Origin of the sequence: Lysinibacillus sp. BS3, from assembly GCF_039614735.1 — a bacterium.
Classification (GTDB): domain Bacteria; phylum Bacillota; class Bacilli; order Bacillales_A; family Planococcaceae; genus Lysinibacillus; species Lysinibacillus capsici.
Map to the genome: position 1 here is coordinate 3,962,836 of NZ_CP154860.1, position 13,923 is coordinate 3,976,758.

General features: G+C 38.1%; 12 protein-coding genes. 9 read left to right on the forward strand and 3 right to left on the reverse strand.

The annotated features are described in order from the left end of the window. Positions 1–18 precede the first annotated feature (18 nt). On the reverse strand, positions 19–468 hold the full coding sequence (locus AAJG31_RS19645) for a universal stress protein (RefSeq protein ID WP_004226191.1): 450 nt from the start codon (positions 466–468) through the stop codon (positions 19–21). Positions 469–889: 421 nt separating this feature from the next. On the opposite strand from AAJG31_RS19645, the gene ald reads away from it, so the two are divergent. Next, positions 890–2,005, forward strand: a complete 1,116-nt coding sequence (ald, locus tag AAJG31_RS19650; protein WP_004226195.1) for an alanine dehydrogenase — start codon at positions 890–892, stop codon at positions 2,003–2,005. A gap of 51 nt (positions 2,006–2,056) precedes the next feature. Here the strand turns inward: ald and AAJG31_RS19655 are convergent, their stop codons facing one another. Beyond that, complete coding sequence (locus AAJG31_RS19655) at positions 2,057–3,145, reverse strand: Xaa-Pro peptidase family protein (protein WP_004226198.1); 1,089 nt, start codon at positions 3,143–3,145, stop codon at positions 2,057–2,059. A gap of 235 nt (positions 3,146–3,380) precedes the next feature. On the opposite strand from AAJG31_RS19655, the gene AAJG31_RS19660 reads away from it, so the two are divergent. Together AAJG31_RS19660 and AAJG31_RS19665 are read left to right on the forward strand one after the other, a co-directional pair. Further along, the gene (locus AAJG31_RS19660) at positions 3,381–4,064 is read left to right on the forward strand and encodes a metal-dependent hydrolase (protein ID WP_016994815.1); all 684 of its coding nucleotides are present in this window, start codon (positions 3,381–3,383) and stop codon (positions 4,062–4,064) included. 152 nt (positions 4,065–4,216) lie between these two features. After that, positions 4,217–5,524, forward strand: a complete 1,308-nt coding sequence (locus tag AAJG31_RS19665) for a DRTGG domain-containing protein (protein ID WP_004226205.1) — start codon at positions 4,217–4,219, stop codon at positions 5,522–5,524. A gap of 55 nt (positions 5,525–5,579) precedes the next feature. Here AAJG31_RS19665 and AAJG31_RS19670 read toward each other — a convergent pair whose 3' ends face one another. Continuing rightward, positions 5,580–5,885, reverse strand: a complete 306-nt coding sequence (locus AAJG31_RS19670; protein WP_048393558.1) for a YtpI family protein — start codon at positions 5,883–5,885, stop codon at positions 5,580–5,582. A gap of 90 nt (positions 5,886–5,975) precedes the next feature. On the opposite strand from AAJG31_RS19670, the gene AAJG31_RS19675 reads away from it, so the two are divergent. The 6 genes from AAJG31_RS19675 to pfkA all read left to right on the forward strand — a co-directional run bounded on the left by AAJG31_RS19675 (position 5,976) and on the right by pfkA (position 13,912). Beyond that, on the forward strand, positions 5,976–6,920 hold the full coding sequence (locus tag AAJG31_RS19675) for a bifunctional oligoribonuclease/PAP phosphatase NrnA (protein ID WP_082148153.1): 945 nt from the start codon (positions 5,976–5,978) through the stop codon (positions 6,918–6,920). Positions 6,921–6,942: 22 nt separating this feature from the next. After that, the gene (dnaE, locus tag AAJG31_RS19680; RefSeq protein WP_305193051.1) at positions 6,943–10,026 is read left to right on the forward strand and encodes a DNA polymerase III subunit alpha; all 3,084 of its coding nucleotides are present in this window, start codon (positions 6,943–6,945) and stop codon (positions 10,024–10,026) included. 132 nt (positions 10,027–10,158) lie between these two features. Then, entirely contained in the window at positions 10,159–10,800 is a 642-nt protein-coding gene (locus tag AAJG31_RS19685; RefSeq protein ID WP_115674494.1) for a GntR family transcriptional regulator, read from the forward strand. A 24-nt stretch (positions 10,801–10,824) separates the two neighbouring features. Beyond that, positions 10,825–11,682: an acetyl-CoA carboxylase, carboxyltransferase subunit beta gene (gene accD, locus AAJG31_RS19690; protein ID WP_259948462.1), complete on the forward strand. Its 858-nt coding sequence runs from the start codon at positions 10,825–10,827 to the stop codon at positions 11,680–11,682. After that, complete coding sequence (locus tag AAJG31_RS19695) at positions 11,675–12,631, forward strand: acetyl-CoA carboxylase carboxyltransferase subunit alpha (protein WP_004226227.1); 957 nt, start codon at positions 11,675–11,677, stop codon at positions 12,629–12,631. Before accD ends, AAJG31_RS19695 begins: the two co-directional genes overlap by 8 nt. Positions 12,632–12,952: 321 nt before the next feature. Then, the gene (gene pfkA / locus AAJG31_RS19700) at positions 12,953–13,912 is read left to right on the forward strand and encodes a 6-phosphofructokinase (RefSeq protein ID WP_279495744.1); all 960 of its coding nucleotides are present in this window, start codon (positions 12,953–12,955) and stop codon (positions 13,910–13,912) included. The last annotated feature ends 11 nt before the right edge of the window (positions 13,913–13,923 follow it).

The window sequence follows — 13,923 nt, forward strand, 5'->3', positions numbered from 1 at the left end:
CTTTTTATGTATTACAAATTAGTTTTCAGGCGTACGGATAACTAGTACGTCACATTTAGCTGAACGTACAATAGCCTCAGATACAGAACCGATTAGGAAGCGTTCTACTGCATTTAGACCAGTTGCACCACAAATGATTAAATCTGCGTCTACGATGTTAGAAAGCTCTTTTGTTATGATATTTTTTGGAGAGCCATACTCGATGATAAGATTAACATTCGTTAAACCTTCATCTTCAGCTTGCTTTTTGTAACCATTTAATAGTTCTTCAGAAAATGCTTGAGCACGCTCTGCAATGGAACGGTCATATGCTTCGATAGCAGCAAATGAACGAGTATCGATTACATTTACTAGATTTAACACTGCACCTTCGTTTCGTTTTGCAACATCAATTGATTTACGAAACGCGTATTCAGCTTCTTTTGAACCGTCTACTGCAACAACAATGCTTTTATAATGATTAGCCATTTGAAAAACCTCCCTGATTTGTATATGTTGATTATACCAAATGATTTTCTAAAGGAAATACTTTCCGCAAGAAAAATTATGAAAATGTGAAGGCATTTCATGTAGAAATGTTAATTAATTATAAATATCTAATTCCCACTATTTGCAGTGTGTAAACGTCTTTTGATTGGTTTCAACTACACATGAATCAGCTCCATTAACTGCTACCTATACTCCTTTTTAGTTTTTAAATATAGTAATTTATAATGATATACAACGTTTGAATATTTGTTATTTTGGAAATCTTATAAATTTTATCTGTATTTGCATTAGTTAAAGCTTTTTTTGCAATTGTTTGGTAATATGGAAGTGCAAGGGGTGCATCAAGTTTAGTTACATAAATGATGCTTATTTCTTACGTTATGGAAGGGGATAGGAAACAATGAAGATTGGTATTCCAAAGGAAATTAAAAACAATGAAAACCGTGTAGCAATGACACCAGCAGGAGTTGTCACTTTAACACATGCAGGGCATGAAGTGTACATTGAAACAGGAGCGGGGCTAGGTTCAAGCTTTACGGATGCTGATTACATTGCAGCAGGTGCTCATATTGTTCAAACAGCTAAAGAAGCTTGGTCCCAAGAAATGATTATGAAGGTAAAAGAACCTGTAGCTTCTGAGTATGATTACTTCTACGAGGGTCAAATTTTATTCACTTATTTACACTTAGCGCCAGAGGTTGAATTAACTCAGGCACTTTTAAATAAAAAAGTTGTAGGAATTGCCTACGAAACAGTACAATTAGCAAATGGTTCATTACCTTTGTTAACACCAATGAGTGAAGTCGCTGGTAAAATGGCTACACAAATTGGTGCACAGTTCTTAGAGAGAAACCATGCTGGTAAAGGTATTTTACTAGGTGGTGTATCGGGTGTACAACGTGGAAAAGTGACAGTAATTGGCGGTGGTATTGCGGGTACAAATGCTGCAAAAATTGCTGTTGGCATGGGTGCTGATGTGACAGTTATCGATTTAAGCCCAGAACGTTTACGTCAATTAGAAGATATGTTTGGACGCGATGTTCAAACATTAATGTCTAATCCATATAATATTGCAGAATCAGTGAAAGATTCAGATTTAGTTATTGGTGCTGTATTAATTCCAGGCGCAAAAGCACCGAAACTTGTATCGGAAGAAATGATTCAATCAATGCAAGCCGGCTCTGTTGTAGTTGATATTGCAATTGACCAAGGTGGTATTTTTGCAACATCTGATCGTGTGACAACACATGATGATCCAACATATGTGAAGCATGGCGTTGTACACTATGCAGTTGCAAATATGCCTGGTGCGGTACCACGTACTTCTACAATTGCTTTAACAAATAATACAATTCCATATGCACTTCAAATTGCCAACAAAGGCTACAAACAAGCTTGCCTTGATAATGCAGCACTGAAAAAAGGTGTGAATACATTAGATGGACAACTTGTTTATAAAGCAGTGGCAGATTCGCAAGGACTACCATTTGTCAATGTGGATGAGTTAATTCAATAAACTTTGCTAGACAGAGAAAAAGGAAGCACACTAGTTGCTTCCTTTTTTGCATTATAGAATGATTAAATCTTTCGGGAATTTTGTTAATACTTCAACGCCATCTTTTGTAACGACAACATCATCCTCAATACGTACGCCTGTTACATCTGATTTATAAATGCCAGGCTCAATCGTAAAGACCATACCTTCTTCCATCGTCATCTCATTGGCACCTGTAACAGATGGGAATTCATGCACAGAAATACCAAGACCATGTCCAAGGCGGTGCGTGAAATATTCACCATAACCAGCCTCTGTAATTGTATCACGCGCAATTTTGTCTAAGTCCATCGCACGAACACCTGGTTTTACTGCTGCGACAGCATTTGTATTGGCAGCTAAAACAGTTTGATAAATTTCTTTTTGTGCTTCACTAGGCTCCCCAAAAGCTACAGTACGTGTAATATCTGAGCAATAGCCATCGTAAATAACGCCAAGGTCAAATAGTACCATATCACCTTTTTCAATTTTACGTGCACCTGGCTTCCCGTGAGGAGAGGCAGTTTTTGGACCACTCAATACCATTGTTTCAAAAGACATTTTACAGCCTTTATCTTGAATGGCACTTTCGATTGCTGTTAGGATTTCCATTTCTGTTTTACCTTCAGCAATTTCCTTGCAACCGATTTCAATTGCATAATCGGCCAATTCAGCAGCTTTACGTAATTTTTCTAATTCACTTTCATCTTTGATTACGCGCATCGCATTAATTTTTTCGTCAAGACGCACAAAGCTAGCTTGAGGGAAAGATTGCTGTAAAGCTTCCAAGCGCTCAACAATGAGTTGTGCTTTTTCAATAGCAAATGTAGCTGGGGTGATTTGGCGTGCTACAATCGCTTGAGCAAGAACTTCCATCGAATTTTCTGTATCTTGATGACCAATTACCTCATAAGACCAACCAGCAGCCTTTGCATCTGGAATCTCCATTTGTGGACAAATTAGAAAAGGCTCCGCATCTTTAAAAATCATGACTCCTAGTAATCTTTCATGTGGATTACTTTTAAAGCCTGAAACGTAAAAAACATTGTCAGGTGTTGTTACGAATGCTGCATCGATATGATTTTGCTGCAAGTAACGTTGGATTTCTTCAACCTTTGACATTAATATGTCCTCCTTTTAGTGCATGGAAAATTTTTTACGTAAGAAAGCTTCGACTGCCGAAAAAAGTAGCGAGGTTTCTTATCGAGTACTGAATAATTATGCTCTAACAGGGTATAAAGCTGTTAGAGAATACTACCATTATTCTCTGTACAAGCATATCAAAAAAAGGGAAAAAGCGCATGGGTAGCGAATTAAAATGTTGGACTGTACTTTGTTAATCGAGGAGGATGTTAAGATGAAAATAAGTTATCATGGACATTCAGTTGTCAAAATTCAAACAAATGGAAAAACGATATTAATTGACCCTTTTATTAATGGCAATGGGCAAACAGACTTAAAAGTGGCTGACGAAGCGCCAGATATTATTTTACTTACACACGGCCATAATGATCATGTTGGAGATACAGTAGAATTAGCGAAGAAAAAAGATGCGCTAGTCATTGCGCCAAATGAACTGGCTAATTGGATTTCTTGGCAAGGTGTAAAAACACACCCAATGCATATAGGTGGTGCAAAGGAATTTGACTTCGGTAAAGTAAAGTTTACACAAGCCTTTCATGGCTCTTCTTATGTAACAGAAAATAACGAAATAATTTATATGGGCATGCCTGCTGGAATTTTATTATTTATTGAAGGATTAACAATTTATCATGCGGGCGATACAGCTCTTTTTGGTGATATGAAACTAATTGGTGAACGACATCCAATTGATATTGCATTCTTACCAATTGGTGATAATTTTACAATGGGGCCAGAGGATGCAGCGTGTGCAGTTTCGTTTTTAAAGCCGAAAATTGTCGTACCGATTCATTACAATACATTCCCACCAATCGAGCAAGATCCACAGATTTTTGCAGATTTAGTACAAAATACAGAAGTTCAAATTTTGAAAGCTGGCGAAAAAGTAAACTGTTTCTAATCGTTGGTAATGCTGTACTATATGAATTGACACCACGCTGGTAGTTGAAATGATGGGGAAAGTTAAACAATTTCATCACTTTATATTAAATATTTTAATAAAAAATATGGTACACTAAGAGCAGAATTGAAGCTTAGGAAATAGGTGATATTTTGTCTACAAAACATGAGAAAATTTTACAATACATCGAATCACTACCCGTGGGCGATAAAATTTCAGTACGGCAAATAGCAAAGGAAATGCAAGTGAGTGAAGGAACAGCTTACCGTGCAATTAAGGAAGCTGAAAATCGTCGCTTAGTAAGTTCTATTGAACGTGTTGGAACAATTCGTATTGAGAAAAAAAAGAAAGAAAATATTGAGCGCTTAACTTTTGCAGAAATTGTTAATATTGTAGATGGCCAAGTTTTAGGTGGTAAATCAGGTCTACATAAAACACTAACAAAATTTGTTATTGGAGCTATGCAATTAGAGGACATGATGCGTTACACTGATGCAGGTAGCTTATTAATTGTTGGTAACCGTATTAAAGCACATGAGAATGCCCTTCGAGCGGGGGCAGCTGTTTTAATCACCGGCGGTTTTGATACTACGGAAGATAATAAGTTGCTTGCAGATTCATTAGATTTACCAATTATTTCAACAAGCTACGATACGTTTACAGTAGCAACAATGATTAACCGGGCAATCTATGACCAATTGATTAAAAAAGATATTCTTTTTATCGAAGACATTTATGTACCGATGACTGACACTGCAGCATTAAAAAATGATGAAACAATTCATCATTTCCAGAAGCTGAATGAACGTACAACCCATGGTGCATTTCCTGTAGTTACCCACCAAAATAAATTGGTCGGTATGATTACCGTAAAAGACGTCATTGGTCGTGAAGAAAACGAGCTTATTGAAAAAGTAATGACGAAAAACCCAATTGCTGGCTCCATGAAAATGAGTGTCGCTTCGGCAGGGCATCGAATGATTTGGGAGGGGATTGATCTCTTACCAATTGTAGATGACGACAATATTTTACAGGGTGTTATTAGCCGTCAAGATGTACTGAAGGCGTTGCAATTAGCACAAAGACAGCCACAGCATGGTGAAACGATTGATGATTTAGTGAAAAATGAAATGAAGGTATTAGGTGATGAAGAACTCATCGTTGAATTTAAAGTCACACCACAAATGACTAATCAATATGGAGCAATTTCATACGGTGCTTTTACAACTTTACTAGCTGAGGTCGGTTCATTCGCATTAAAACGACGTAAACGTGGAGATGCAGTGGCAGAGAATATGACTATTTACTTTATTAAACCAGTCCAAATGGAAAGTACGCTAACTGTTAAGCCTCGGATTTTAGATATGAGTCGTAAGTTTGTGAAGATGGATTTTGAAGTGTATAATCAACAAATGCTTGTTGGTAAGGCAATGATGATGTTCCAACTATTAGAACGTTAAGTATTGAAAAGGGATGGCCTAGCGCAATTGCTTGGTCATCCCTTTGTTACATATATTATTGATTAATGCGGAATTCTTCCTCAACAAATTGTCCATAATGACGTGCTTTTTTTATATTTTCTACAATAACTAAGATGCCGAGCGCGGCAAGAATTGCTACAATAATAAATGTAAATAAGCTCGGGAATAAATAAGCTTGATTTAAAGCAAATGACAATATTAAGGAACCTAAGCCGATGTTCGCTTTGCTTTTATACCAGTTTTTAGCAATAGGTAATGGAGAACGGAATTGTTTTGTTTTAAAATAAAAATAAAAAACAAAAGATATGATAATCGCAAACACAAATATTAAATTGAGCATAGTAAACCTCCTAGCATAACTAGACATTATTGTAACGATAATTATGTAAAAATGCTAACGGTTCTTACTATCATTTTGGGGGAAATTATTGTGAAAAGACAAATCATCGACACAATTGAGGCCAATGAAACCATTATTATCCATCGTCATGTACGTCCTGATCCTGATGCTTATGGCTCACAGCAAGGCTTAAAAGAGATTATTTTAGCCAATTATCCTGAGAAAAAGGTTTTTGCTGTAGGGGAACATGATGCTTCATTATCTTTTATGGCACAGCCTGATGAAATAGCGGATGAAGTGTATGAAAATGCTTTAGTTATTGTCACTGACACGGCTAATACAGAACGTGTTGACGACCAACGCTACACAAAAGGAAAAATGGTGATAAAAATTGATCATCATCCAAATGATGATGCTTATGGTGATCTTTTATGGGTGGACACGACAGCAAGCTCTTGTAGTGAAATGATCTATGAATTATATGAAGAAGGCAAGGAAGTAGCAAACTGGAAACTTTCAGATGCTGCTGCACGCTTATTATTTGCAGGAATAGTGGGCGATACAGGCAGATTCCAATTCCCAAGTACAACAGCTAAAACATTTAAAGTTGCTGCGGATCTGATTACATATGATTTTGATCGAAACCAACTATTTGATGGCATGTACGAAATGGAGCAAAAATTACTTAATTTACAGGGATATATTTATCAAAACTTTACAATGGATGAGCATGGAGCTGCCTATGTGAAGCTAACAAAAGAATTACTGGCAGAGCATGACACTGTGCCATCTGAGGCTTCTTTATTAGTAGGCTGCCTAGGCAGTGTTAAAGATATATGCTCATGGGTTGTTTTCATTGAAGAGGGGGATCAGATCCGTGTACGATTACGTTCGAAGGGTCCCGTTATCAATACATTAGCAAAAGAATTTAACGGTGGCGGACATCCGCTTGCATCTGGTGCTACTGCCTATTCATGGGAAGAAGCAGACCTCGTTATTGCAAGATTAAAAGAGATTTGTAAAGCGTATCATTAACAGAGAAAAGGAAGGGATTCATTTGACACATGTATATACAAAGATGCATACGAGCGCGGATTTATTGAAAAGCACAATTCGGCTTGAGCAATTGATTCCTTTTTTACAAGAACAAAAGACACAAGCCTGTGCAATCGTTAATACGAAATTGTACGGGCTTTTGCCTTTTTGTAAAGCATTGCAGCAAGTAAATATCCATGCGGTTATAGGGCTTTCGGTTAACGTTCAGTGGCATGATAAAACGCTTCCCCTCGTTCTGTATGCGCAGACACAGGAGGGCTATCAACATTTATTAAAGATTAGTAGTGCGATTTCAATTAGACAAGATGATATGCTGCCTTGGAAATGGCTTGAGGGATATTCAGCAGGTTGTATAGCGCTACTTTCTTCAGACGATTTAACAGATGTAGATGACTGGCAGGCAATGGTTTCTGCTTTGGTCCAACTGTTTAACCATCACCTCTATATGGGGATTGCTAGACCTGGAGGGATAAAAGCTGAACAAGAAGATGATTTCGTTTCTTGGTGTGAAGAACATGCTATTGCACTTGTAGCATCTCAAAGCTGTTATTTCTTGCGTCCAGAAGATCATTTTGCTTATGAAGTAGCAAGAGCAATTGATACAGGAGAAAAGCTTGGTAATACTATGCAAACAGCTGATGTACAGGGCTATTTTGCCCCAACAGCATTCGAATGGCAAAATTGGTTTGCGGATCGTCCAGATTGGCTTGATGCCAGTACGAAAATGCTTGCTTGCTGTAAAGCTGATTTACCAAAAATGCCTGTGCAAATGCCTAAATTTCCTGTACCTGAAGGTGAAACAGCTGAAAGCTTGCTTGTTAAAGAAGCATTTACTGGATTAGAAGAGCGATTCAAGCAACTGGCAATACCCGGTGCTTACCATGAACGATTACAGTATGAACTAGAAATTATTTGCTCTATGGGCTTTGCTGACTATTTTTTGGTTGTGGCGGATTTTATGCGATATGCAAAAGAAAATCGAATTTTGACGGGACCTGGACGTGGTTCCTCAGCAGGTTCGCTTGTGGCATATAGTCTTTCGATTACCCAAGTAGATCCACTTGCCTATGGTTTATTATTCGAACGTTTTTTAAATCCTGAAAGAATTACCTTACCTGATATTGATATCGATTTTGTTGATAGTAAAAGGCATCAAGTCATTCAGTATGTTGCCCAAAAGTATGGCAAAGCAAATGTCGCACAAATTATTACATTTGGTACATTGTCTGCAAAAGCAGTTGCCAGGGATGTTGCACGGGTATTTGGCTTTGATGCGGAAATGCTAGAAAAAATTTCGAAGATGATTCCAAATAAGCCGGGAATTACATTACAAAGAGCTGTAGCAGAGTCACAGGACTTTCAAGGCTGGTTAGCGGAGAATGATAAGCATTTGCGTTGGTACGAGGTGGCGTTAAAATTGGAGGGCCTACCAAGAAACTCGTCTATACATGCAGCTGGTATTGTCATCGCTCCATCGCCTTTAGTGAATACTGTACCGATTGAAGAAGGGCATGATGGTATTTATAGTACGCAATGGCCAATGGGAGATATTGAAGCATGTGGTCTCGTCAAAATGGATTTTTTAGGCTTGCGCAATCTCACTATTTTAGAGCAAATACGTTGGTCAATTTATAAAGCTGGTGGTCCTTGGATAGAATTTGAGCGAATCCCACTGCATGATGACAAGACGTTTCAACTATTACAAAGAGGGGATACGCTGGGGATTTTTCAATTAGAATCAGACGGTATGAAGCAAGCCTTGCGTGATATCTGCCCTACAACCTTTTTAGATATTGTGGCTGTAAATGCACTTTATCGCCCAGGTCCAATGGATTTTATTCCTGTCTATGCAAAACGGAAGGCTGGCAGAGAAATGGTAACGATGCCACATCCAGTGCTAGAGCCTATTTTACAAGAGACCTTTGGTGTGATCGTTTATCAAGAACAAATTATTAAAATTGCATCAGTACTGGCCGGCTTTACAATGGGACAGGCAGATTTGCTTCGCCGAGCAGTGAGTAAAAAAAATCGACAAGTTTTAGAGGAGCAACGCACAGCATTTGTTCAGGGGGCGCTACGCCAAGGCTTTGATCAGCGTTTAGCTGAAGAAGTATACGAACTGATTGTACGCTTTGCGGATTATGGTTTCCCTAAAAGTCATGCTGTGGCCTATAGTGTTATTTCCTATCAAATGGCTTATTTAAAGGCGCATTTCCCTCAAAACTTTTATGCAGCGTTATTATCAAATGCCACGGGAAATGTAGAAAAGATTCAACAATTTGTCCATGAGGCAAAAGATAAGGGCATCCCATTTTATCCACCTTCATTAAAAAGTAGTACGAAATATTTTACGGTGGAAAAGGAAGGCATTCGCTACAGCTTATTAGGAATTAAAGGTGTGCCTCATACATTTATAGAAAAAATACATGGATTCCGTCAAACAAATCCAGAGGTATTAAATAACCTATTTGATCTAGCTGTTGCCTTAAGTGCGCAGCATTTTAAGCCAAAAGTGTTGGAATCATTGATATATGCTGGGGCGCTTGATTATCTAGAAAAAGATAGAGCCGTCCTCATCATGACAGTTGAGGCAGCTTTGAAACACGCAGAACTTTTAAGGCCAACTGAAGATATTGATTTAGCATCAGCAATGGCATTTAGTTTTGGTAAACCAAAATATATGCAGGCAGAAGCAATGTCCCAGAAGGAAAAATTGATGCATGAAAAAGAGAGCTTGGGCTTTTATATTTCTACCCATCCAGTTGCACAGGAAAGACTCTTCTGGGCGGATATCAATAGTACCTGTCGAGAGTTGAAGCAGAAGCGTGATGGTACCTCCATAAAAATGATTGGTCTGATTGAAGAAGTGAAGAAAATCCGTACGAAAAAAGGTGAACAAATGGCTTTTGTTCAGCTACAGGATGAGTTTGGAACAGTTTCCACTACATTTTTTCCACAAACCTTTCAGTTAGTCCAAGACCTGCTGGTAGAGGAGGAAATGTTATGGATTGAAGGTGTTTTGGAAAGACGTTTTGGCAAGCCGCAAATCAAAGTAAAACATGCGCAAACGACGGAAAAGATATAAAATGAAACAAGAAATTAGAAACTGCATTAAATTTTATGCAGTTTTTTCTTTACTTTTGCACAGTTATTTTGTAAGCTAGAGTCAACGTTAAAAAGTGGTCAGACCACTTTTTTGATAAGGGGAGTTAGTCGTATGGATAAAAAAACCGAACAAAAAAAAGTGTTTTTAGAAATCGTCCAACAACTACGTCAACTCATTAAAATGGAAAAAATTCAAGCAGGTGAGAAGCTACCTTCCGAACGAGTTCTATCAGAGCGTCTAGGTGTCGGGCGATCCTCTGTGAGAGAGGCTTTGCGAAGCTTAGAGTTGCTAGGGCTTATTGAAACGAGACATGGTGGTGGTACTTTTCTTGCGTCCACACATAAGCATCAGCTCGTAGAAATACTGTCGATGTTTATATTAGAAGATGAAAAATCAAAAAAAGATGTCGAATTAACGCGACAAATTCATGAAATGGAAGCAATCCGCGTAATAAGTTGTACAGAGATTCTTCGCACACTACCTGTGTGGGATAGTTTTTTTGTGAAACTAGAAATAGAAGGTACAATTAATTGTCGAGATATTTTAAGAGAACTATTAATTACGACAGGTAATCGTCTTTCATTAAAAATCTGGTTTCAATTAGCAGCTTATGATGGCGACCGTTTAAATCGAAACTCAACAGAAGATGAAAAATTAATGATTCAAACGATGTTGAAATCGATGCAGCTGGGTTACGAAAAAGAAGCATTAAAAGCTTATGAGCAGTGGATGAGTACTGTACAGAGCATTTAGACAACAACAAAGGGGGAGTCGAACATGGCAATACGTAGCTTATTTAGTGGTAATCGAAAAAAGAAAGAGGACGGGCAAGAAAAGGCATTTCCAGAAGGGTTAATGACAAAATGTCCTGAATGTCGTCACATTCAATTAACAAAAGAATTAGAAAAAAATCATAAAGTATGTACAAAATGTAGTCATCATTTCAAAATGACTGCTCAAGAACGTGTGGACTATTTCTTAGATGAAGGCTCATTCGAATCCATGGATGATCATTTACAAACAAGTAATCCCCTTAATTTCCCAGCGTATGTTGAAAAAATTGCAGCAGACCAAGAGAAAACAGGCTTGAATGAGGCTGTCCTAACAGGCGTTGGTACAATAGATGGGGAAGAAATTGTCGTAGCGATTATGGATTCGCACTTCCGTATGGGGTCAATGGGCTCTGTAGTCGGTGAAAAAATTACGCGAGCAGTAGAGAAGGCAACTGAACTAGGTGTACCATTTATTATCTTTACCGCTAGTGGTGGTGCTCGTATGCAAGAGGGCGTATTATCATTAATGCAAATGGCGAAAACTAGTGTCGCATTAAAACGCCACAGTGATCAAGGCTTATTGTTCATCTCCATCTTAACGCATCCAACAACAGGCGGAGTTTCAGCAAGCTTTGCTTCTGTTGGTGATATAAATATTGCAGAGCCACAGGCATTGATTGGCTTTGCAGGGCGACGTGTAATTGAAGAAACTGTACGAGAAAAACTACCAAGTGATTTCCAAACAGCAGAATTTTTATTAGAGCATGGTCAGCTTGATGCCATTTTCCATCGCAAAGATTTACGTAACCAAGTTTCTTTACTTGTAAAAATGCATACGAAAGGCGGCGTACAACATGTCTAAAAATTTAGCATTTGAAGAACCAGTCGTACAATTACGTGAGAAAATTGATGAATTAAAAACAATTGCTGCTGAAGCAGAAGTTGATATGTCTGGTGAAATCGAGAAGCTTGAAACACGTTTATCACAATTAGAGCAATCGATTTATGCCAATATGAAGCCGTGGGATCGTGTGCAAGTAGCAAGGCATCCAGAAAGACCTACAACGCTTCAATATATTGAAGCAATGTGTGAAGATTTTATTGAATTACATGGTGATCGTACATTTGGTGATGATGCAGCCATTCTTGGTGGGATTGCCATTTTCGAAGGGCAACCAGTAACAATAATTGGACATCAACGTGGTAAGTCTACTAAGGAAAATATCCGTCGTAATTTTGGTATGCCTCATCCAGAGGGATATCGAAAAGCACTACGCTTGATGAAGCAAGCTGAAAAATTCAAACGACCAATTATTTGTTTTATTGATACAAAAGGTGCTTACCCAGGGAAAGCTGCTGAGGAACGTGGTCAAAGTGAAGCAATCGCTAGAAACCTTGTAGAAATGGCTGGCTTAACTGTGCCTGTAATTAGTATCGTTATTGGTGAAGGAGGAAGTGGTGGTGCATTAGCATTAGGTGTAGCAAACCGTGTCTTTATGCTTGAGAACTCGACTTACTCTGTTATTTCGCCAGAGGGAGCGGCATCTATTTTATGGCGTGATGGTAGTCTGGCTAAGCAGGCAGCAGAAGCCATGCGTATCACAGCACCTGATTTGAAAGAACTTGGTGTAATTGATGGCATTATTCCTGAAATTATTGGTGGAGCACATCGCAATGTAGCAAAACAGGCCCTTTCTATTAAAGAATGCATTAGTGACACACTTCATGCATTAAATTCTTTAAATGGAGAACAATTAGTTGAAGATCGCTATGAAAAATTTAAAAAAATTGGACAGTATACAGAAGTGTAAATCTGTTTGTAAAAAGATGAATGTTGTTTACTTTAATAGGATATAAAATTTAAAAGTTATATATTTGCTCGATAAGAGACAAAATTTGTTTCTTAACATATTAAAAAGCTATAAAAATTAAAGAAGATAATAGCGCATAATAAACGCCAGACTTCTTGAAAAAATGTTAGATTTAGGATGTTTTTAGGTGGAAAGAGTGTGTGAAAGCGCATTCTTTTCATTTTTTATGTAAAAGTTATGTTTTTGTATCCCCAGAACCCTTACATAGTTTGTTTTTTCATGTTAATGTGAATAATAATAGTAACTGCAGGAGGTTCGACAATGAAAAAAATTGCTGTATTAACTAGTGGTGGAGATGCGCCTGGAATGAACGCTGCTATTCGAGCGGTCGTTCGTAAGGCAGCATTTCATGGAATTGATGTTGTCGGAATTAAGCATGGTTATGAAGGCTTAGTAAAAGGATTTATGGAAGAACTTGATTTAGGTGCAGTTGGTGGTATTATTCAACGTGGTGGAACGCATTTGAATTCGGCAAGATGCCCAGAATTTAAAGAAGATGCTGTTCAGCAACGAGGTATTGAGAATTTACGAGCTGCTGGTATTGAAGGACTTGTTGTCATTGGTGGTGATGGATCTTATCGAGGTGCCATGGATTTGGTGAAAAAAGGGTTCCCAGTTGTAGGGGTACCTGGAACAATTGACAATGATATTCCTGGAACTGAATATACGATTGGCTTTGATACAGCCCTAAATACAGTAGTAGAATCCATTGATAAAATCCGAGATACTGCTACATCTCATGAAAATTCTTTCATTGTAGAGGTAATGGGACGTGATGCAGGAGATATCGCTTTATGGGCAGGTCTTGCTGCTGGTGCTGAAACAGTTTTAATTCCAGAAGAAGATTATAATTTAGATGATATTGTCGCACGCTTAGATCGTGGTGCTGCACGTGGTAAAAAGCATAGTATTATTATTGTGGCAGAGGGTGTTATGTCAGGAAGTGAGCTGGCAAAACTGTTAAAAGAAAAAACAGGAAAAGAAACACGTGTTTCAGTATTAGGTCATATCCAACGTGGTGGATCACCTACAGCAAGAGATCGCGTATTAGCGAGTCAGTTTGGCGCACATGCAGTTGAATTACTTATGGAAGGCAAGGCTGGTCGAGCAGTAGGTATTCGCAATCATCAAGTCATTGATTATGATATGCCAGAGGCTTTTGAAAAGAATCATGAGGCTGATATAAGCCTATATACACTAATGAAAGAACTATCAATATAATTTGTTATAAA

What these genes read in the sequence shown, in the direction of transcription:
- AAJG31_RS19660 (WP_016994815.1), top strand. Translation starts at nt 3,381, where the DNA reads ATGAAAATAAGTTATCATGGACATTCAGTTGTCAAAATTCAAACAAAT.
- AAJG31_RS19670 (WP_048393558.1), bottom strand. Translation starts at nt 5,885, where the DNA reads ATGCTCAATTTAATATTTGTGTTTGCGATTATCATATCTTTTGTTTTT.
- ald (WP_004226195.1), top strand. Translation starts at nt 890, where the DNA reads ATGAAGATTGGTATTCCAAAGGAAATTAAAAACAATGAAAACCGTGTA.
- AAJG31_RS19685 (WP_115674494.1), top strand. Translation starts at nt 10,159, where the DNA reads ATGGATAAAAAAACCGAACAAAAAAAAGTGTTTTTAGAAATCGTCCAA.
- AAJG31_RS19645 (WP_004226191.1), bottom strand. Translation starts at nt 468, where the DNA reads ATGGCTAATCATTATAAAAGCATTGTTGTTGCAGTAGACGGTTCAAAA.
- AAJG31_RS19655 (WP_004226198.1), bottom strand. Translation starts at nt 3,145, where the DNA reads ATGTCAAAGGTTGAAGAAATCCAACGTTACTTGCAGCAAAATCATATC.
- AAJG31_RS19695 (WP_004226227.1), top strand. Translation starts at nt 11,675, where the DNA reads ATGTCTAAAAATTTAGCATTTGAAGAACCAGTCGTACAATTACGTGAG.
- accD (WP_259948462.1), top strand. Translation starts at nt 10,825, where the DNA reads ATGGCAATACGTAGCTTATTTAGTGGTAATCGAAAAAAGAAAGAGGAC.
- pfkA (WP_279495744.1), top strand. Translation starts at nt 12,953, where the DNA reads ATGAAAAAAATTGCTGTATTAACTAGTGGTGGAGATGCGCCTGGAATG.